Origin of the sequence: Xanthomonas sp. XNM01 (assembly GCF_014851915.1) — a bacterium.
Lineage (GTDB): Bacteria > Pseudomonadota > Gammaproteobacteria > Xanthomonadales > Xanthomonadaceae > Pseudoxanthomonas.
In genome coordinates this window covers 85,512-103,606 of the sequence record NZ_JACVAP010000007.1, presented here as the reverse complement: position 1 = coordinate 103,606, position 18,095 = coordinate 85,512, and the positions used below count along the sequence as shown (strand labels likewise).

Below are 18,095 nucleotides of genomic sequence, written 5' to 3'. Positions count from 1 at the left end.
CGCACGCGTCCCACCATGACCTGCGGCGGTTGTCGCTGCGGTTCACGCGGGCTACCGTCGCCGGTTTCCCGCTGCAGGACCCGCCGATGACGCGCCGCCTTCCCTTCACGCTCCTCGCCGCCGCGATCGCGCTGGCCGCCGCCGACGCACGCGCCGATGAAGGCATGTGGATGCCGTCGCAGCTGCCGCAGCTCGGCGATGCGCTGCGCGCGGCGGGCTACGCGGGCGATCCGGCCGCGCTGGCCGATGTCACCGCCGCGCCGCTGGATGCGGTGGTGCGGGTCGGCGGTGGCACCGGCTCCTTCGTCTCCGGCGACGGTCTGGTGCTGACCAACCACCACGTCGCCTACGGCGTGATCCAGTACAACAGCTCGGGCGAGCGCAACCTGATCGACAACGGCTACACCGCCGCCGACCGCGCCGGCGAGCTGCCGGCCAGCCCGGATTTCCGCGTGCTGGTCACCGTCGGTTTCGACGATGTCAGCGACGAGGTGCTCAAGGCCGCGCGCGGCCGCACCGGCGCCGCCTACCACGCCGCGATCGACGCGGCCGGCAAGCGGATCGTCTCCGCCTGCGAGGGCGAGGCCGGGATCCGCTGCAGCGTCGCCAACATGTACTACGGCACGCAGTTCTTCCGCATCCGCCAGCTCGAACTGCGCGACATCCGCCTGGTCTATGCGCCGCCGCGCGCGATCGGCAACTACGGCGACGCGATCGACAACTTCATGTGGCCGCGCCACACCGGCGACTTCACCCTGCTGCGCGCCTACGTGGGCCGCGATGGGAAGCCGGCCGCGTACGCGGCCGACAACGTGCCCTACCAGCCGCCGTCGCACCTGCAGGTCTCGCGCACCGGGCCGAAGGAAGGCGACTACGCGATGCTGGCCGGCTATCCCGGCACCACGTTCCGCCACCGCAGCGCGGCCGAGTTCGCCGAACAGGTCGAATGGACCCTGCCGACCCGTGTGGCCACGCTGGATTCGCTCATCGCCACGGTCGAGCGCGCCGGCGAGGCCGACGCCGATGCGCGCACCCGCTACGCCTCGCAGCTGCAGTCGCTGAAGAACAACCGCAAGCGCGCCGCCGGCGAGCTCGAAGGCCTGCTGCGCAGCGACGCGGTGCGCCTGCGCGGCGAGGACGAGCGCGGCATGCTGGCCGCCACCCGCGGCCGGGACGCGCGCGACATCGCCGCCCTGCAGCAGGTGCTGGCCCAGGCCTCGGCAGTGCGCGGCCGCGAACTGCTGCTGGCCCTGATCACCCAGCAGACCCAGCTGCTGCGTTCGGCACTGACCCTGGAGCGGCTGCGGATCGAGACGGGCAAGCCCGATGCGCAGCGCGAGACCGGCTACCAGCAGCGCGACCTGGCCCAGATCGAGGGCACGCTGAAGCAGGTCCAGCGCCGCTACGCACCGCAGGTGGAGAAGGCGCTGCTGGCCGAACTGCTCGGCCGCTACCAGCAGCTGCCCGACGCGCAGCGCGTGGCCGAGTTCGACGCCGCGTTCGGCCGCACGCCGGCGCAGCTCGCCGCCGCGCTGGACACGCTGTATGCCGGCACCACGCTCGGTGACGAACAGGCGCGCCTGGCGCGGCTGGAACAGGCCCGCACCGGCCGGGCGCTGCAGGACGATCCGCTGATCGCGCTCGCGCGGCAGCTGACCCCGGCGCTGCTGCGCCTGGAGCATGAGCGCAAGACCCGCGACGGCGAACAGCTGCGCCTGCGGCCGGCCTACATGCATGCGCTGACCGCCTGGCGCCAGCAGCAGGGCCGCGCGGTGTATCCGGATGCCAACGGCACGCTGCGGGTCAGCTACGGCCGGCTGGAAGCATTGAACCCGCGCGATGCGGTGCACTGGTCGCCGGTGACCACGGTGGCCGGCATCGTCGAGAAGAACACCAACGCCGTGCCGTTCGATGCGCCCAAGCCGCTGCTGGACGCGATCGCCGCCGGCGATTTCGGCGACACCGCCGATCCGGCGCTGGGCACGCAGACGGTCAACTTCCTGACCAACCTGGACACCACCGGCGGCAACTCCGGTTCGCCGGTGCTGAACGCGCGCGGCGAACTGATCGGCCTGAACTTCGACAGCAACTGGGAGTCGGTCAGCGCCAGCTGGTGGTTCGACCCGCGCTACAAGCGCGCGGTGCACGTCGACATGCGCTACATGCGCTGGCTGATGGCGCGCGTGCAGCCGGCGCCGCACCTGCTGCAGGAAATGGGTCTCTGATCCGCCCACGCCCGCTCACAGGAGACCTGCGATGTCCCGACGCCCTGTCCTGCCGCTGCTCGTCGCGGCCCTGCTGTCGACCAGCCTGACCGCCTGCGCGGCGCGACCGGCCGCCGCGGACCATCCGATGTCCGATCCGCAGCGCGCCCTGCTGGTGATCCACGGCGGCGCCGGCGTCACCCGCGCCAGCCTCGGCCCCGGCGAAGAGGCCGAAGCCCGCGAGGCACTGAAGGCGGCGCTGCTGGCCGGCCACGCCAAGCTGCGCGTCGGTGGCACCGCGCTGGACGGCGTCACCGCCGCGATCCAGGTGCTGGAGGATGCGCCGCAGTTCAACGCCGGCCGCGGCGCGGTGTTCACCCACGAGGGCCGCAACGAACTCGATGCCTCGATCATGGACGGCGCCAGCGGCCGCGCCGGTGCGGTCGCCGGCGTACAGCGCACGCGCAATCCGATCCGGCTGGCGCGCACGGTGATGGAGCAGTCCTCGCACGTGATGCTGGTCGGCCAGGGCGCGGAGGACTTCGGCGCGCTGTTCGGCATCGAGCAGGTCGACCCGTCCTACTTCCGTACCGAAAAGCGCTGGCAGCAGCTGCAGCGTGCGCTGCAGGCCGAACAGGAACGGAAGACCGGCGCCGGCGACGGCCCCGACCTGCGCTACTTCGGCACCGTCGGCGCACTGGCGCTGGATGCCGAAGGCCATCTGGCCGCTGGCACCTCGACCGGCGGCATGAGCAACAAGCGCTGGAACCGGGTCGGCGATTCGCCGGTGATCGGCGCCGGCACCTGGGCCGATGCGCAGTGCGCGGTGTCCGGCACCGGCTGGGGCGAGTTCTACATCCGCAGCGCCGCCGCGCACGAGATCTGCGCACGCGTGCGTCTGGCCGGGCAGTCGGTCGGCGAGGCCGCACATGCGGTGATCGACGTCGAGATTCCCGCGGCCGGCGGCGATGGTGGCGCGATCGCGCTCGGTGCCGACGGCAGCATCGCCTTCCCGTTCAACACCGAAGGCATGTACCGCGGCTGGATCGGCGCCGACGGCGTGCCGCACGTGGCGGTGTTCGACGAGGCGCTGCCGCTGCCCTCGCCGCGCGACTGAGGCGCTGTTCGAGGCCTGTCGCGCGTGCCGCCGGAGGGGGCGTGACAGGACAAGGCAGGGTCTGGACGCCACCAACCGGCGGCAATCAAACGCCGTGGCGTCCCTTGCGATGCTGCTTCCCGGCCGCAGGGCACGCCTGCAGCCGACGCCTGCGCCTCTCTGGCGCAGGCAGGCCTCCGCATGAGGCCTGGCGCCAGGACGGAACGGACTTCGGATCAGAAGCGCGTGCGCGACACGCCCGGAAAATCGACCGGAAACGACACGCTCGTCGGTACCGGCCGCCCGCCGACCGTCGCCGGCCGGTACACCCAGCGCCGCGCCGCATCGGTCGCCGCAGCGTCCATCCGCGGATCGCCCGACGACCGCGTGACCTCCACCCGTTCCACGCTGCCATCGGCGGCCAGGTGGACCTCCAGGGTCGTGCTGCGATCGACCCCATCCATCGGCGAACCGGGCGGATAGTGCACCGGATGGATGCCGCGCGAATGCTGCACCACGGTCACCCCCACCCGCGGGCCGCTCAGCGCGGGCGCCCGTGTGTCGTGCTCGACCGCCGGCGGGAGATCGACCCGGCACCGCCAGGCATCGGGCTGGCTGCGCCGTTCCGGTGCCGCGCGCGCGATCGAACACGCGTGCGCATTGTCGTCGGCGTCGACGAAGCGCTGCACCGTCTTGCCGCCGTGGACCAGCGCCCATGGCAGCGGCTGCGCGGACGATGGGGCGGCGAAGGCGACCAGCAACGCGGCAGCCGGAAGCATGGAGCTGGCACCCGCGAGACGGAGGGATCGATGCATGAGGTCGCTGCGCTGGAGGAGTGGGGGCGGCGGTGCCGGCTCAGTTCAGGGCGAACGCGACCGGGATCGACACGGTGCCCGCCGCCGGGCGGCCGCCGATCATGGCCGGGCGATAGACCCAGCGCCCGGCAGCGGCCACCGCAGCGGCATCCAGGTCGGGATGGCCGGTCGATGCGGCGATCTCGATGCGGGCGATGCTGCCGTCGCCGTTCACGTGGACCGCCAGCTGCGCCTCACCCTGGATCCCGTGTCTGAACGCCTCGGGCGGATACCGCGGCGGATTGGTGTTCTTCGAATGGATCACCACCGAAGCGCCGATATCCGATGCGTCCCGTTCCAGCGGGGCGCCGGCCGCATCGGCCTCGACCTGCGCCGGCACGTCGGCGAGGCAGCGCCAGGCGTTGTCGGCGTTCATCCGGCCACGCTCGAAGCGGGCCTGCGAGCAGGCGGCGGCGTTGTCATGGTGCTCGACGAAGCGCGCCATCGGCTCGCCCTCGTGCAGCAGCACCCACGGCAGGTCCTGCGTGGGCTGCGCCTGGGCCAGGGCGCTGACCAGCGCGAGGGTGGAGATCAGCAGGGATAACAACGGACGACGCATGCGCTGGTCACCGGTGGCGATGTGAAGGCGCTGATTGTCGGCAACCAGGCGGTGGCGGGCAAACCCGCCCGCGGCGCACGCTACTGTCAACGCCTTGGATCGGACCGCCCGGAGGCCCACAATCGACGGTTCTTTCCGCAGTCGGTTGCACGCTCCATGGCAGAGATGTCCGTCGCGCTCGCGCGCAAGATCGCCCAGACCATCGCCGAGGAGATCGGTGCCCAGACCCAGCAGGTGCATGCCGCGGTCGGCCTGCTCGACGAAGGCGCGACGGTGCCGTTCATCGCGCGCTACCGCAAGGAAGTCACCGGCGGTCTGGATGACACCCAGCTGCGCAACCTCGAAGTGCGCCTGACCTACCTGCGCGAGATGGAGGACCGGCGCGCGGCGATCCTGTCCAGCATCGAGGAGCAGGGCAAGCTGACCGACGCGCTGCGTGGCGAGATCGAAGCCGCCGACAGCAAGTCGCGGCTGGAAGACCTGTACCTGCCGTACAAGCAGAAGCGCCGCACCCGCGCGCAGATCGCGCGCGAGGCCGGGCTGGAGCCGCTGGCCGATGGCCTGCTGGCCGACCCGACCCAGGTGCCGGAAACCTTCGCCGCCGGTTTCGTCGATGCCGACAAGGGCGTGGCCGACGCCAAGGCCGCGCTGGAAGGTGCGCGCGCCATCCTGATCGAGCGCTGGGGCGAGGATGCGGCCCTGCTCGGCGAGCTGCGCGGCTGGCTCGATGCGAACGGGCAGATCCGGGCAAAGGTGGTCGAAGGCAAGGAAACCGCCGGCGAGAAGTTCCGCGACTATTTCGACCACGCCGAGCCGCTGGCGAAGATTCCCTCGCACCGCCTGCTCGCCCTGTTCCGCGGACGCCGCGAGGAATTCCTGCAGCTGGAGCTGGAACCGGGCAGCGACGTCGACGCCGGCAACGCCTATGCCGAAGGCCGGATCGCACTGCAGGCCGGCATCGCCGACCAGGGCCGCGCCGCCGACACCTGGCTGCGCAGCGCCTGCCGCCTGGCGTGGCGCGCGAAGATCCACCTGCACCTGATGCTCGACCTGTTCAACCAGGCCCGCGAACGCGCCGAGGCCGAGGCGATCACCGTGTTCGGCGACAACCTCAAGGACCTGCTGCTGGCCGCGCCGGCCGGCCCGAAGGCGGTGCTCGGCCTCGACCCGGGCCTGCGCACGGGGGTGAAGGTCGCCGTCGTCGATGCCACCGGCAAGCTGGTCGCCACCGACACCATCTATCCGCATGAGCCCAAGCGCCAGTGGGACGCGTCGCTGGCCTCGCTGAAGAAGCTGTGCGCGGTTCATGGGGTCGAACTGGTCGCGATCGGCAACGGCACCGCCTCGCGCGAGACCGACAAGCTGGCCGGCGATCTGCTCAAGCTGCTGCCGGAACAGAAGATCCAGAAGATCGTCGTCAGCGAAGCCGGCGCCTCGGTGTATTCGGCCTCGGAACTGGCGGCGAAGGAGTTCCCGGGCCTGGACGTGTCGCTGCGCGGCGCGGTGTCGATCGCGCGACGCCTGCAGGATCCGCTGGCCGAGCTGGTCAAGATCGAACCCAAGGCGATTGGTGTCGGCCAGTACCAGCACGACGTCGACCAGTACCGGCTGGCGCGGGCGCTGGATGCGCGCGTCGAGGACTGCGTGAACGCGGTCGGCGTGGATGTGAACACCGCCTCGGCCGCGTTGCTGGCGCGCGTGTCGGGCCTGTCGGCCACGGTGGCCGAGAACATCGTCGTGCATCGCGACCAGCACGGCGCGTTCGCTTCGCGCAAGGCGCTGCTGAAGGTGCCGCGGCTGGGCGAGAAGACCTTCGAGCAGTGCGCCGGCTTCCTGCGCATCGCCGATGGCGAGCAGCCGCTGGATGCGTCCTCGGTGCACCCGGAGGCCTACCCGGTGGTCGAACGCATCCTTGCCGGCAGCGGCCGCGGGGTGAAGCAGATCATCGGCGACAGCGCCTTCCTGCGCGGGCTGAAGGCCGAGCAGTTCACCGACGAACAGTTCGGCCTGCCGACCGTGCGCGACATCCTGAAGGAACTGGAAAAGCCCGGCCGCGACCCGCGCCCGGAGTTCAAGGCCGCGCAGTTCGCCGACGGCGTCGAGGACATCAAGGACCTGCGCCCGGGCATGGTGCTGGAAGGCGTGGTCAGCAACGTCGCCGCGTTCGGCGCCTTCGTCGACATCGGCGTGCACCAGGACGGCCTGGTCCACATCTCGGCGCTGTCGGACAAGTACGTGAAGGATCCGCGCGAGGTGGTGAAGGCTGGCGACATCGTCAAGGTGAAGGTGCTGGAGGTCGACGTGGCGCGCAAGCGCATCGCCCTGACCCGGCGCCTGGACGACCCGGTCGGCGAGGCCACCAGCGGTCCGCGCGCCGGACGTGGCGGCGAGCGCGACCAGCGCGATGCCCGCGGCGGCAACGGTCCGCGCGGTGGTGGTCGCGGCAATGGCGGCGGCGCACGTCCGCAGCAGCAGACCGCGGCGCCGTTCAACAGCGCGATGGCCGATGCGCTGAAAGGGCTGCGCCGCGGCTGATCGCCAGGTGCGCACCGTGTCGCGGTGCGCTGCCCTCAACGGGCGGGATCGTCCATTCCCGCCCTGTCCTCCCGACAGGAGCACCCGCATGCCGACGCTCGACACCCTGCATCGCCACTTCCGCCTGATCGCGCTGCTGGCCGTCGCGCTCAGCGCGCTCACCTGGGCGGTCGATCTGGCCGGCCTGGTCTACGTCTGCCCGTACTGCCGCGCGCAGCGCACGGTCATCGGCCTGCTCGGCCTGCTGATGCTGCTGCCTGATCCGCGCCACTGGCTTGTGCGCTGGTTCGCCGCGGTGTTCGCAGTCTTCGGCCTGGTCGTCGCCTGCATGCAGCACTTCAACCAATGGAAGAAGATCAACGCCGGCACCTTCGAGTTCTCCTCGATGTGGTACGCCGACCCGTTCGTGCTGTCTGGCGCGGCGATCTTCATCATCACCGGGCTGGCGCTGCTGCTGTTCTCGAAGCCGGCGGCGCGCTGAGGCACCGGCGCCCGGCGCGCGTCAGGCCTGGCGGTCGGCGTCCACGCGGCGGCCGTACTTGTCCATGCGCGTGCCGCAGGACGGGCAGGTCCAGCCGCCCCACATCAGCTGGTGCAGATCGGCCGGCACGCGCAGTGGCGGCATCCGTGCACTGCACTGCGGGCAATGCACCGCTTCGAGGTTGATGCCGAGTTCGTCGCGCATGCGTCGTTTCTCCGTTGCCTGATGGCCCGCGTGGTGGCCGGGATGGCTGCAGGATCGCATCGGCACGCGCCACTCTTGCGTGAAGAGGCGCAGTCCGCTGCATTCAAGGCGTCGCCACGCGCATGGCGGCGCAGCGTATCAAAGCGGCGGATGCCACACGATCAGCGCTGCACGTCGCCCACATTCAGGCGTGGCGGATGCGCGACGGATCAGCGCGGCGGGTCTAGCGCCGCGTGACCGGTCCAGCGACAGGCCGACTTCAGCGTGCGCGGACAGCGCAGCGCGCGTCCGGCCGGCAGGCGGTAGCCGGGCGTGTCGGTGACGATGATGTCGCGGTGGAAACTGCGCCGGTACATGCAGATGCCGTCGAGCGCGGTCTCGAAACCGAACTGGTAGCGCTCGGCGACCGCAGCGGCGGCGGCGTCCTTGAGCGGCTCCATGTAGTACGTATGGATGCGGACCCCGCCGCGGTCCAGGCACTGGCCCTGCGGATGCAGCCAGTACACCTCGTAGCGCCGCCAGTCGCGCGGATCCTCGATCGGCGTGTCGGCGAACTGCAGGCTCACCACCTTGACCGGCCTGCCGGGCACGTCGTCGGTCGCATCGAAGCGGGCGCTCAGCTGTTCGAGCCGGTAATGGCGCAGCCGCGGCAGGCGGATCTCGAACGTGCGCGCCTGCTCGGACCAGCGCCCATGCATCTGCACCTCGCGCCTGCGCGCATCGCCAGGGCCGGCGGTGCGGTTGCGCATGTACTCCAGGCCCACCGCGTTGCAATCCACGGCCGGCAGGCAGCGCGGGGTGAGGCCTTCGGGCACGTGCAGCGTCACGGTGCCGTGGCTGTCCATGGCATCGACCTGCGCCGCGTCCAGCGTACGCAGCTGCAATCCGCCGCCGTCGTAGACGAAGCCCTCGTTGAGCGAGGGAAACTGCAGCGCGGTGCGATGGACCATGCCGCACCCGGCGAGCAGCGCGAGCAGCGGCGCGACGAAGGCCAGGCGTGCTGCGCGCGGGCCCGGCCAGCGCGTCATTCGGCACCGCCCGCCGCGGCCGGCGCTGGCGGCTGCCAGTAGGCGCTGAAGCGCGGATCCTGGTAGACCCGCGGGATCCGCACCCGCACCGGCGAGCGGAGGACGCGGCCGGGCGTGCCGGTCGTCACGATCGCGCGCGCCTGCTCCTGACGGAACACGCACAGGCCCTCGAAGCGGGTGTCGAACCGGAACGGATAGCGCTCGCCGTCGATGGTCGCGCCCTTGTCGTCGGCGTACTCGATCGGCTGGATGCGGCCGCGGTCGATGCACTGTCCGTGCTGGCCGCGCCAGAACGCGTCGTGGCGGTCGGCATCGTCCGCGTCGACGACGGCGGTCTCGGTCAGCGGGAAGTCCACGCGCATGTCCTGCGCGCCGGCGGCTTCCGGCGTCCGCACCCACACCAACAGCGAGATCGGATGGTAGCCGGCGACGTGCGGCACCGGCAGGCGCAGCACGCCGTGCGCGTCCGGCTCAAGGCCGCGCGCCTCGAGGTTGCGCCAGCGCGCGCCCGTCACGCCCTTGCCGCGGTTCCTGGCGTACATCAGCGAAACCGACGGCCGGCCGTGCGGCTGCCGTCCCATCGTCGTCCCCGCCGGCAGCGTCAGCACGATCTCGCCGAACCCCGGCATCGCCAGGTATGCGTCACGCTCCACGGTGCGCTGCTGGTGGTCGAGCTGCGGCGCACCGAAGCCGTCGTTGAGTGCCGGCACGTTCTGTGGAAAGGCCAGCATCGTGCTGCAGCCGGACAGCAGCAACGCCAGCGCCGCTGCCGGAAGCCACCGCAGGCCACCGTGGCACCGGCGCAACGCTTCGGTTCGCATCCCTGGCACATCGTCTCCTTGTTCCGGCCACGTATCGGGCGCACGGCGACGCCGCGGCGCGCGCAGCGTACAGGAAGGGATCCGCTGCGCGTGAGTCCATGCGCTCATGCATCGTTCAAGCGCCATCGGCGCCTGCGGGCCGGCGTGTGGTCCGCGCCTACTCGGCCCACTCGATGTCGCTGGTGAACACGATGGTCAACCAACGGTCGGGCGAGGCGGCGCCGAGCGCGTCGCCGACCTCGTCGCGGATCGCGTCCCAGGCTTCCAGCGTGCGCGCGGGCAGACCGGCCGGGACGATGAAGTACAGCTCGATCTGCCTGCCGCGGCCGACGCGCGCGACATAGGCGCGATACGACAGGAAGCCATGCCGCGCGACCGTAGCCGCCGCCACCGCATCGACCTCACGCTTCAGTTCGAGCGGCGTCACCAGCAGGATGTCGGCCAGCGCCTGGCGGATCGTGGCCAGCGGCATCGGGATGATCACCACGCAGACCAGCGCCAGCACCGCCGGATCGATGTAGGGTGCGATCCAGGCCAGCGCCGTGCCTTCGACCAGCGCACCGGCCACGAACGCGACCAGCAATGCGGCGGTGATCGCACCGGACATCATCCAGCCCTTCGCATCCAGCGCGACCAGCTGCGAGCGCAGCCGGCGGTTGACGCGCAGCGCGAACACCGACATCGCGCTGCAGGCCAGCAGCGTGATCGACGCATAGACGATGGCCTGGCCGAACTGCAGCGGCCGGCCGCCATCGAACAGGCTGCCGACCGCGTTGATGAAGGCGTAGACCGCCGCGCCGGTCAGCATCAGTCCGTTGAGCGCCAGCACCATCGGCTCCAGGTGCCAGAAGCCCATCGTGAAGCGGTCGGCGAAGCGCCGGTCCTGCGCCCCGGTCGCGGCGTAGCCGGCGATCAGCCGCGACACCAGCAGCGCGATCATCGTCATCGCCCCGTCGACCAGCGAGTACACGCCGTCGAACACGATCGCGAACGAGCCCGACAGCCAGCCGAACACGATGCCGAGCGCGGCCACCGCCAGCGTGGTCGCGATCGAGAAGCGCAGCGCGCCCTGCTCGGTGATGCCGGCCGTGCGCGCGGACTGCGGTGGTGTCGACCCTGTCATCGCAGGCCTCCGTTTCCGTTCCCTGCGGTCGGCGCCGTGTCGCGCCGAGCGCGCGTCACTCACGCCACCCGGCTGCGCCGGATCCGCTCCAGGTGCACCAGCAGCAGCGAGATCGCGGCCGGGGTCATGCCGGGGATGCGCTGCGCCTGGCCGATGGTCTGCGGGCGCACCTTCGCCAGCTTCTGCTGCAGTTCGGCCGACAGGCCGGAGACACCGGCGTAGTCGAAATCCAGCGGCACCGCGGTGTGCTCGTTGCGCTGCTGGCGCGCGATCTCGTCGCGCTGGCGGTCGAGGTAGCCGGCGTACTTGATGCCGATCTCGACCTGCTCGGCCACCTTCGCATCGTCCACGCCCGGGCCCAGCGCCGGCACCGTCATCAGCCTGGCGTAGTCCAGCTCGGGCCGCTTGATCAGGTCCAGCGCGTTGGTTTCGCGGCTGACCGCCACGCCGAGCGTGGCCTCGACTTCGCGGCCGAGCGCATTGGCCGGCGTCGCCCACAGCGCGCGCAGGCGCGCGGTCTCGCGTTCGACCGCGGCCTGCTTGGCCTCGAAGCGCGCCCAGCGCTGGTCGTCGACCAGGCCCAGGCCGCGGCCGATGCCGGTCAGGCGCACGTCCGCGTTGTCCTCGCGCAGCTGCAGCCGGTATTCGGCGCGGCTGGTGAACATGCGGTAGGGCTCGTTGGTGCCGTGGGTGATCAGGTCGTCGACCAGCACGCCGAGATAGGCCTCGTCGCGGCGCGGGCACCAGCTGTCCTGGCCGCGCACGTGGCGGGCGGCGTTGAGGCCGGCCAGCAGGCCCTGCGCGGCGGCCTCTTCGTAGCCGGTGGTGCCGTTGATCTGGCCGGCGAAGAACAGGCCGGACACCAGCTTGGTCTCCAGCGAGGCCTTCAGCCCGCGCGGGTCGAAGAAGTCGTATTCGATCGCATAGCCCGGGCGGGTGATGTGGGCGTGCTCGAAGCCGCGGATCGACCGCACCAGCTCCAGCTGCACGTCGAACGGCAGCGAGGTCGAGATGCCGTTCGGATAGATCTCGACCACGTCCAGGCCTTCGGGCTCGACGAAGATCTGGTGGCTGGCCTTCTCGGCGAAGCGCACTACCTTGTCCTCGATCGACGGACAGTAGCGCGGGCCGATGCCCTCGATCTGGCCGCTGTACAGCGGCGAGCGGTGCAGCGCGTCGCGGATGATCTGGTGGGTGCGTTCGGTGGTGTGGGTGATCCAGCAGCTGACCTGGCGCGGGTGCTGGGTCACGTCACCGAGGAAGGACATCACCGGCAGCGGATCGTCGCCGGGCTGCTCGTCCATCTGCGCGTAGTCCAGCGAACGGCCGTCGATCCGCGGCGGCGTACCGGTCTTCAGTCGGTCGATGCCGAACGGGCGTTCGCGCAGGCGCGCGGCCAGCGTGGTCGCCGGCGGGTCGCCCATGCGCCCCGCGGTGTACTGGGTCTCGCCGATGTGGATCTTGCCGGCCAGGAAGGTGCCGGCGGTCAGCACCACCGCGGGCGCCTCGAAGCGCAGGCCGGTCTGGGTCAACACGCCGCGCACGGCGTCGCCTTCGATCAGCAGGTCGTCGACCGCGGCCTGGAACACGGTCAGGTTGGGCTGGGATTCGACGATGCGGCGGATCGCCATCCGGTACAGGTTGCGGTCGGCCTGGCAGCGGGTCGCACGCACCGCCGGCCCCTTGGACGCATTGAGCGTGCGCCACTGGATGCCGGCCAGATCGGCCGCATGCGCCATCGCACCGCCCAGCGCGTCGATCTCCTTGACCAGATGGCCCTTGCCGATGCCGCCGATCGCCGGGTTGCAGCTCATCGCGCCGATGGTCTCGACGTTGTGGGTCAGCAGCAGGGTGCGCGCACCGCTGCGCGCGGCCGCCAGCGCGGCCTCGGTGCCGGCGTGGCCGCCGCCGATCACGATCACGTCATGGCGGTGGAAGTCTGCGGTGGTGCTCATGGGGCGTTCTCTGCCGGCTGCGGGCGGCGGTGCGGATGCGCGGGACGGGCGGATGGAAGCGGCGGGGCCTGCCGCGTCGGCAGGTGCGGCCGCGCGACGGGCCGGCGCGCATTCTAGCGCCCGCCGCGGCTGCCGGCCGGCACGATTGGCACGCTTCCTGCTGTAGTTCCCCTGCACCCATCACGACAGGCGCGATGCGCCGGCTGGAATTGGAACAGGGGCCAGCCAGGTGCGTGGTGGGGAAGCGCGGGGGCCGGTAGTCGGGGGACTGCCGGCCCCTCTTTTTTGCCCGGATGCCGGGCGGCCCGCGCTGGCAGGCGCGATTCCACGACGCCGGAAAAGCGTCAGCCCGGGCATGCCCGGGCTGACTGAGAGGCGTCGACGTCCGGCAGGGCCGGAACAGGGGGGATCCAGATTTCCCGACCGGACATCGACATGGAAGTCTTCGGACGGTTGCGTCAGAAAGCGACGCTGTCCGTCACTGCTTGGCGCCTAGCTTGCGACCAGATCGCGGCAAGCGCAAGAGCCCCCTCAGGGCTCTTGTGTGCGTCGGTTCTCATTCCGCTCACGCGACTGCATGGGGCGCTCCATCCGCTGCATCGGGCGGGCTTCCTGCTGCGGCCGGGGCTGCATGGCCGGACGCGGACCACCCGCATCGGGGCGGCCCTGGAACTGCGCCGGACGCGGCTGCGAGGACATCCGCGGACCCGACTGCGCCGGCCCGGGACGCGGCCCCATCTGGCGGGCCTCCATCATGCTGCGGTCCGGGCCACTGTTGCCGCGCCGGATCCGCTCCAGGTCGCGCCAGGGCGCGCGGTCCGACCCGCGCGGCGGCGGCGGTGGGCCGCCGGCGTTGCCGCCCGGCGCAGGCTGCTGCCCGCCATCCGGGCGCGGACGCGGCGGATGCGGATGCTGCGGATACGGGGGACGCACGTAGTAGGTGCCCGGATAGTACGGGCCGGGGTAGCCCCAGCTGTTGTACCCGTAGGGATAGCTGCGGCCGTAGTAGACGCCCAGCGTGGAACCGGGCGCGTAGTACGGATAGCCGTAGCCACCGCCCTGATAGCGGTACTCGGTGCGCGGCTGCCCGGAGTAGTAGCCACCACCGGTGCCGACGTAGTCGTAGGTCGTGCAGCCGCCCAGGGCGAGCAGCAGACCGAGTCCGGCCAGGAGACGACGCGACGACATGACCGATTCCCCCCACAGAGCGTGAGTGGACAGCTTCCCGCGCGCGCATTGAATCCGTGCTTAATCCTTCCGCCACGGGCATCGGGACAGGTGCATGCGCTACGCTTGCGTACATGACGTCCCGCTTCCCCGGACACGACCAGGTCCTTGCCGCCGCTGCGCGGATCGCCCCCCATACCGCCCCGACGCCGGTCCTGCGGTCGCACACGCTGGACGCGCTGGCCGGATGCACGCTGGCGTTCAAGGCCGAGCATCTGCAGCGCAGCGGCGCGTTCAAGTTCCGCGGCGCCTGCAACGCGGTCTGGTCGCTGGACCAGGCCGATGCCGCACGCGGCGTGGTCACCCATTCGTCGGGCAACCACGGCGCCGCGCTGGCGCTGGCCGCACGGACCCGCGGCATTCCCTGCCACGTGGTGGTCCCGGACGGCGCGGTCGCGGCCAAGCTGGCCAACATCCAGCGCCATGGCGCCACGCTGTGGCGCTGCGCCGCAACCCAGGCCGCACGCGAGGCGACCTGCGCCGAGGTCCAGGCCAGCACCGGCGCGGTGCTGGTCCATCCCTACGCGGATCCGGCGGTGATCGCCGGCCAGGGCACGGCCGCGCTCGAACTGGTCGGCAGCGAGGGTCCCTTCGACACGCTGGTGGTGCCGGTGGGCGGCGGCGGGCTGGCCGCCGGGACCGCGCTGGCCCTGGCCGGCGCCCTGCCCGACTGCGCGCTGGTACTGGCCGAGCCGGCCGGGGCCGCCGATACCGCGCGTTCGCTGGCCGCCGGCAGCCGCCTGGTCGACTTCGTCCCCGACACGCTCTGCGACGGCCTGCGCGGTACGCTGGGCGAGCCGAATTTCGCGCTGCTGCAGGCCCACGGCGCGGACACCGTGGTGGTGGACGACGACGCCACCGTGGCCGCGATGCGGCTGCTGTGGACGATCCTCAAGCAGACCGTCGAGCCGTCCTCGGCGATCGCGCTGGCCGCGGTCCTGGCCGAGCCGGCGCGCTTTGCCGGCAAGCGGGTCGGCGTGATCCTGTCCGGCGGCAACGTCGACCTGGACGCACTGCCATGGTGAAGGGCAAGCGCCGTCGCGGCGCCTTCGGCTGGCTGTGGCGGCTGACCGTGCTGCTGCTGCTGTGGCTTGGCGCGGTCGCGGCCTGGATCGTCTGGGTCGGGCAGCGCGACCAGGCCATCGATGCCGACGCGATCATCGTGCTCGGCGCCGCCGCCTACGATGCGCGCCCGTCGCCGGTGTTCGAGGAGCGGATCCGCCACGGGCTGGACCTGTACCGCGCCGGCTATGCGCCGACGCTGCTGTTCACCGGCGGCTACGGTACCGGCGCGCGCTTCGCCGAGTCGCAGGTCGCGCGCCGCTACGCGCTGCGCGCGGAGATCCCGGCCTCGGCGATCCTGATCGAGACCCGCTCGCGCACCACCCGGCAGAACCTGGTCGAAGCGCGCAGCGTGATGCAGCAGGCCGGCCTGCACCGGGCGATCGTGGTCAGCGACCCGCTGCACATGGCGCGCGCGTTGCGGCTGTGCCGCGAGCTGGGCATCGACGCGGTCGGCTCGCCCACGCCGAGCACGCGCTTCCGCAGTTTCCAGACCCAGTGGAAGTTCCTGCTGCAGGAGGTCTACTTCTTCCACCGCGACCTGGTCGCCAAGGGCGCCTGAGCATCGCGCCGGGCGCCGTATCATGGGCGCCCCCGCACGGACCCCAGGACCCTGTCATGAAGATCGACGGCAGCCGCCGCCAGGACCGCACCATCGAACTGGTGCTCGCCTACTACGCCGCCTTCAACCGTGGCGACCGCGAGGCGATGCTCGCGCTGCTGGACGACGACGTGGCCCACGACCTCAACCAGGGCGCCCGCGAGACCGGACGCGAGGCCTTCGCCGCCTTCATGCAGCGCATGGACGGCAGCTACCGCGAGCAGCTGCGCGACATCGTGGTGATGGCCAGCGACGACGGCGACCGGGCCGCGGCCGAGTACGTCGTGCACGGCGAGTACCTGCGCGACGACGAAGGCCTGCCGCCGGCGCGCGGCCAGACCTACGTGCTGCCGGGCGGCGCGTTCTTCGAGATCCGTGGCGACCGCATCGCCCGGGTCAGCAACTACTACAACCTGCAGGACTGGATCGCCCAGGTGTCCTGAGACGTCCGGCGTCGGCGGGGCCGCACCGCCGCCGCGCGCCAGGCCTCACAGCAGGATGATGCCGACCACCACCAGCGCGAACAGGCTCCATTTCAGGAACTGGTAGAGCGGGTTGTTGCGCTCCTTCAGCGCCTTGGCCTTCAGCCGGACCACGTAGAAGTAGCGGAACGCGCGGTTGATGCCGCCGGTGCCGTCGCCGTCCTGGTTGGGCGAGGCGCCGGCCGCCAGCAGGGTGCGCCCGACCAGCCGGTTCAGCGCCTGCGCCCAGCGCCAGCGCATCGGCCGCTCGATGTCGCAGAACAGGATGATGCGGTCGCTCTGGCTGTCGTTGCGCGCGTGGTGGATGTAGGTCTCGTCGAACATCGTCCACGCGCCGTCGCGCCAGCTGTGGCGCTGGCCGTCGACCTCGATGTAGCAGCGGTCGTCGTTGGGCGTGGCCAGGCCCAGGTGCAGCCGGATCGAGCCGGCGAACGGGTCGCGGTGCGGGCGCAGCTCGCTGCCCGGCGGCAGCTCGGCGAACATCGCGGCCTTCACCGTGGGGATCGAGGCCAGCAGCGCGGTGGTCTGCGGGCACAGCGCCGCCGCCGACGGATGCGCGGTGCCGTACCACTTCAGGTAGAAGCGCTTCCAGCCGCGGCGGAAGAACGAGTTGAAGCCGACGTCGGTGTAGCCGTCCGCGGCGCGGATCTTCTTCATCTCCTGCAGCGCGAGGGCCTCGTCGCGGATCGTGGTCCAGTGCGTGCGCAGCGGCAGCAGCTCGGGGAACTCGCGGTCCGGATCGATGAACGGGGTGGTCGGCACCCGCGAGCACAGGTACATCACCGAGTTGATCGGCGCCATGAAGGTCGAATGGTCCAGCAGCTGGCGGCTGAGCCGGTGGCGGACGCGGCCGCGGTAATGCACGTGCAGCGCCGAGGCGACGAACAGGGTGACGAGCAGCCACTTGATCATGGGGGCGGGAGGCGAAGGGGGAAGGAACCGGCTGGCCGGACGGAAGGCATGCGCGGACGCCGTGGCTACTCGCGCCGGCGGATCGGGATCCGCGAGACCGGCACGCTGGCCACGTCCATGCCCTGCTGGCGGATCGGCGCGCCCGGGTCGGGCGACCAGGCATGCGCGTACAGCACGTCCCAGCTGCTGGGCAGGGTGCCGCCGGCCGTGCGCAGCGGTTCGTAGGCCGCGGCGGCGGCACTGAAGCGGCCGCGCCCGGTCAGGGTCCGGCGGCGCGTGGCCAGCGCATTGGTCGCGCCCATCGCACGCAGCTCGCGCATCAGCGCGGGCAGGTCGGGATAGGTCAGGGTGAACAGGTCGCGGTCCAGCACCGGGTCGCGGAAGCCGGCCGCCATCAGCGCATCGCCGAACTGGGCGATGGTCGCGAACGGGCTGACGTGCGGCGCGTGGTCGGCCTGCGCGAAGGCCTCGCGCAGTTCGACCAGGGTGTCGGGACCGAAGCTCGAACACAGCAGCAGGCCGCCGGGCTTGAGCACGCGCCGGAACCCGGCGAACACCGCGGGCAGATCGTCGATCCACTGCAGGCACAGGTTGCTGTGGATCAGGTCGACGCTGCCATCGGCCAGCGGCAGCGCGCGCGCGTCGGCGGCCAGGCGCGAGAACGGCTTCCACCAGCCGGCCTGCTTCTTCGCCTGGCGCAGCATCGGCGCCGAGACGTCCAGCGCCAGCACCTGCGCCTTCGGCCAGCGCTTCTTCATCGCCGCGGCCGCGTGGCCGGTGCCGCTGCCGACGTCCAGCACCACCTGCGGCACGGTGTCGTCCAGATACTCGAGCGAGCCGAGCAGGCGCGTGCCGACCTCCTGCTGCAGGGCGGCGGCGGCATCGTAGCCGGCGGCCGCGCGCGCGAAGGCGCGGCGGAGATGGCGGGAATCGAACAGGGGATCCATCGGA

Annotated in this window: 17 protein-coding genes; 7 read left to right on the top strand and 10 right to left on the bottom strand. The window is 71.5% G+C overall.

The genetic code is table 11. From position 1 onward, the window contains the following. Positions 1-86: 86 nt before the first annotated feature. Positions 87-2,225 carry a S46 family peptidase gene (locus IB242_RS19285; protein WP_192283378.1) on the top strand — a complete coding sequence of 713 codons (2,139 nt, stop codon included), beginning with the start codon at positions 87-89 and terminating at the stop codon, positions 2,223-2,225. A gap of 31 nt (positions 2,226-2,256) precedes the next feature. Beyond that, positions 2,257-3,321, top strand: coding sequence for an isoaspartyl peptidase/L-asparaginase (locus IB242_RS19280; RefSeq protein ID WP_192283376.1), 1,065 nt, complete (start codon positions 2,257-2,259; stop codon positions 3,319-3,321). Between the two features lie 215 nt (positions 3,322-3,536). Here the strand turns inward: IB242_RS19280 and IB242_RS19275 are convergent, their stop codons facing one another. After that, positions 3,537-3,989, bottom strand: a complete 453-nt coding sequence (locus IB242_RS19275; RefSeq protein WP_192283374.1) for a TonB family protein — start codon at positions 3,987-3,989, stop codon at positions 3,537-3,539. A gap of 166 nt (positions 3,990-4,155) precedes the next feature. Beyond that, a complete protein-coding gene (locus IB242_RS19270; protein ID WP_192283372.1) occupies positions 4,156-4,953 on the bottom strand; it encodes an energy transducer TonB in 798 nt (265 codons plus the stop codon). On the opposite strand from IB242_RS19270, the gene IB242_RS19265 reads away from it, so the two are divergent. Further along, a complete protein-coding gene (locus tag IB242_RS19265) occupies positions 4,879-7,248 on the top strand; it encodes a Tex family protein (protein WP_225540870.1) in 2,370 nt (789 codons plus the stop codon). The genes IB242_RS19270 and IB242_RS19265 overlap by 75 nt on opposite strands. Before the next feature lie 88 nt (positions 7,249-7,336). Beyond that, positions 7,337-7,729, top strand: coding sequence for a disulfide bond formation protein B (locus IB242_RS19260; protein ID WP_192283368.1), 393 nt, complete (start codon positions 7,337-7,339; stop codon positions 7,727-7,729). Positions 7,730-7,750: 21 nt separating this feature from the next. On the opposite strand, the gene IB242_RS19255 is transcribed toward IB242_RS19260, so the two are convergent. From IB242_RS19255 to IB242_RS19230, 6 genes are all read right to left on the bottom strand, one after another. Continuing rightward, on the bottom strand, positions 7,751-7,933 hold the full coding sequence (locus IB242_RS19255; RefSeq protein WP_192283366.1) for a hypothetical protein: 183 nt from the start codon (positions 7,931-7,933) through the stop codon (positions 7,751-7,753). 209 nt (positions 7,934-8,142) lie between these two features. Next, positions 8,143-8,961: a hypothetical protein gene (locus IB242_RS19250; RefSeq protein ID WP_192283364.1), complete on the bottom strand. Its 819-nt coding sequence runs from the start codon at positions 8,959-8,961 to the stop codon at positions 8,143-8,145. Continuing rightward, positions 8,958-9,692: a hypothetical protein gene (locus IB242_RS19245; RefSeq protein ID WP_192283362.1), complete on the bottom strand. Its 735-nt coding sequence runs from the start codon at positions 9,690-9,692 to the stop codon at positions 8,958-8,960. The genes IB242_RS19250 and IB242_RS19245 overlap by 4 nt, the downstream gene beginning before the upstream one ends. Positions 9,693-9,939: 247 nt before the next feature. Continuing rightward, a complete protein-coding gene (locus IB242_RS19240; RefSeq protein WP_192283360.1) occupies positions 9,940-10,905 on the bottom strand; it encodes a cation transporter in 966 nt (321 codons plus the stop codon). Positions 10,906-10,964: 59 nt separating this feature from the next. After that, the gene (mnmG, locus tag IB242_RS19235) at positions 10,965-12,860 is read right to left on the bottom strand and encodes a tRNA uridine-5-carboxymethylaminomethyl(34) synthesis enzyme MnmG (RefSeq protein ID WP_192283358.1); all 1,896 of its coding nucleotides are present in this window, start codon (positions 12,858-12,860) and stop codon (positions 10,965-10,967) included. A gap of 531 nt (positions 12,861-13,391) precedes the next feature. Next, entirely contained in the window at positions 13,392-14,048 is a 657-nt protein-coding gene (locus tag IB242_RS19230; RefSeq protein WP_192283356.1) for a hypothetical protein, read from the bottom strand. A 113-nt stretch (positions 14,049-14,161) separates the two neighbouring features. On the opposite strand from IB242_RS19230, the gene IB242_RS19225 reads away from it, so the two are divergent. The 3 genes from IB242_RS19225 to IB242_RS19215 are packed head-to-tail and all read left to right on the top strand — an operon-like array spanning position 14,162 to position 16,193. Then, complete coding sequence (locus IB242_RS19225) at positions 14,162-15,112, top strand: pyridoxal-phosphate dependent enzyme (RefSeq protein ID WP_192283354.1); 951 nt, start codon at positions 14,162-14,164, stop codon at positions 15,110-15,112. Next, positions 15,106-15,711: a YdcF family protein gene (locus tag IB242_RS19220; protein WP_192283352.1), complete on the top strand. Its 606-nt coding sequence runs from the start codon at positions 15,106-15,108 to the stop codon at positions 15,709-15,711. The genes IB242_RS19225 and IB242_RS19220 overlap by 7 nt, the downstream gene beginning before the upstream one ends. 56 nt (positions 15,712-15,767) lie before the next feature. Further along, on the top strand, positions 15,768-16,193 hold the full coding sequence (locus IB242_RS19215) for a ketosteroid isomerase-related protein (RefSeq protein WP_192283350.1): 426 nt from the start codon (positions 15,768-15,770) through the stop codon (positions 16,191-16,193). A 45-nt stretch (positions 16,194-16,238) separates the two neighbouring features. Here IB242_RS19215 and lpxO read toward each other — a convergent pair whose 3' ends face one another. After that, positions 16,239-17,144, bottom strand: a complete 906-nt coding sequence (lpxO, locus tag IB242_RS19210; protein ID WP_192283348.1) for a lipid A hydroxylase LpxO — start codon at positions 17,142-17,144, stop codon at positions 16,239-16,241. Positions 17,145-17,209: 65 nt separating this feature from the next. Then, positions 17,210-18,091, bottom strand: coding sequence for a malonyl-ACP O-methyltransferase BioC (gene bioC / locus IB242_RS19205; RefSeq protein ID WP_192283340.1), 882 nt, complete (start codon positions 18,089-18,091; stop codon positions 17,210-17,212). Positions 18,092-18,095: the final 4 nt, after the last annotated feature.

Excerpts from the sequence above, each read along its gene's own strand:
- IB242_RS19245 (WP_192283362.1), bottom strand. The coding sequence starts at position 9,692 with ATGCTGGCCTTTCCACAGAACGTGCCGGCACTCAACGACGGCTTCGGT.
- IB242_RS19285 (WP_192283378.1), top strand. The coding sequence starts at position 87 with ATGACGCGCCGCCTTCCCTTCACGCTCCTCGCCGCCGCGATCGCGCTG.
- IB242_RS19215 (WP_192283350.1), top strand. The coding sequence starts at position 15,768 with ATGAAGATCGACGGCAGCCGCCGCCAGGACCGCACCATCGAACTGGTG.
- IB242_RS19270 (WP_192283372.1), bottom strand. The coding sequence starts at position 4,953 with ATGCACCTGCTGGGTCTGGGCACCGATCTCCTCGGCGATGGTCTGGGC.
- IB242_RS19280 (WP_192283376.1), top strand. The coding sequence starts at position 2,257 with ATGTCCCGACGCCCTGTCCTGCCGCTGCTCGTCGCGGCCCTGCTGTCG.
- lpxO (WP_192283348.1), bottom strand. The coding sequence starts at position 17,144 with ATGATCAAGTGGCTGCTCGTCACCCTGTTCGTCGCCTCGGCGCTGCAC.
- IB242_RS19225 (WP_192283354.1), top strand. The coding sequence starts at position 14,162 with ATGACGTCCCGCTTCCCCGGACACGACCAGGTCCTTGCCGCCGCTGCG.
- IB242_RS19260 (WP_192283368.1), top strand. The coding sequence starts at position 7,337 with ATGCCGACGCTCGACACCCTGCATCGCCACTTCCGCCTGATCGCGCTG.
- mnmG (WP_192283358.1), bottom strand. The coding sequence starts at position 12,860 with ATGAGCACCACCGCAGACTTCCACCGCCATGACGTGATCGTGATCGGC.
- IB242_RS19250 (WP_192283364.1), bottom strand. The coding sequence starts at position 8,961 with ATGACGCGCTGGCCGGGCCCGCGCGCAGCACGCCTGGCCTTCGTCGCG.
- bioC (WP_192283340.1), bottom strand. The coding sequence starts at position 18,091 with ATGGATCCCCTGTTCGATTCCCGCCATCTCCGCCGCGCCTTCGCGCGC.
- IB242_RS19220 (WP_192283352.1), top strand. The coding sequence starts at position 15,106 with ATGGTGAAGGGCAAGCGCCGTCGCGGCGCCTTCGGCTGGCTGTGGCGG.
- IB242_RS19265 (WP_225540870.1), top strand. The coding sequence starts at position 4,879 with ATGTCCGTCGCGCTCGCGCGCAAGATCGCCCAGACCATCGCCGAGGAG.
- IB242_RS19240 (WP_192283360.1), bottom strand. The coding sequence starts at position 10,905 with ATGACAGGGTCGACACCACCGCAGTCCGCGCGCACGGCCGGCATCACC.
- IB242_RS19230 (WP_192283356.1), bottom strand. The coding sequence starts at position 14,048 with ATGTCGTCGCGTCGTCTCCTGGCCGGACTCGGTCTGCTGCTCGCCCTG.
- IB242_RS19255 (WP_192283366.1), bottom strand. The coding sequence starts at position 7,933 with ATGCGCGACGAACTCGGCATCAACCTCGAAGCGGTGCATTGCCCGCAG.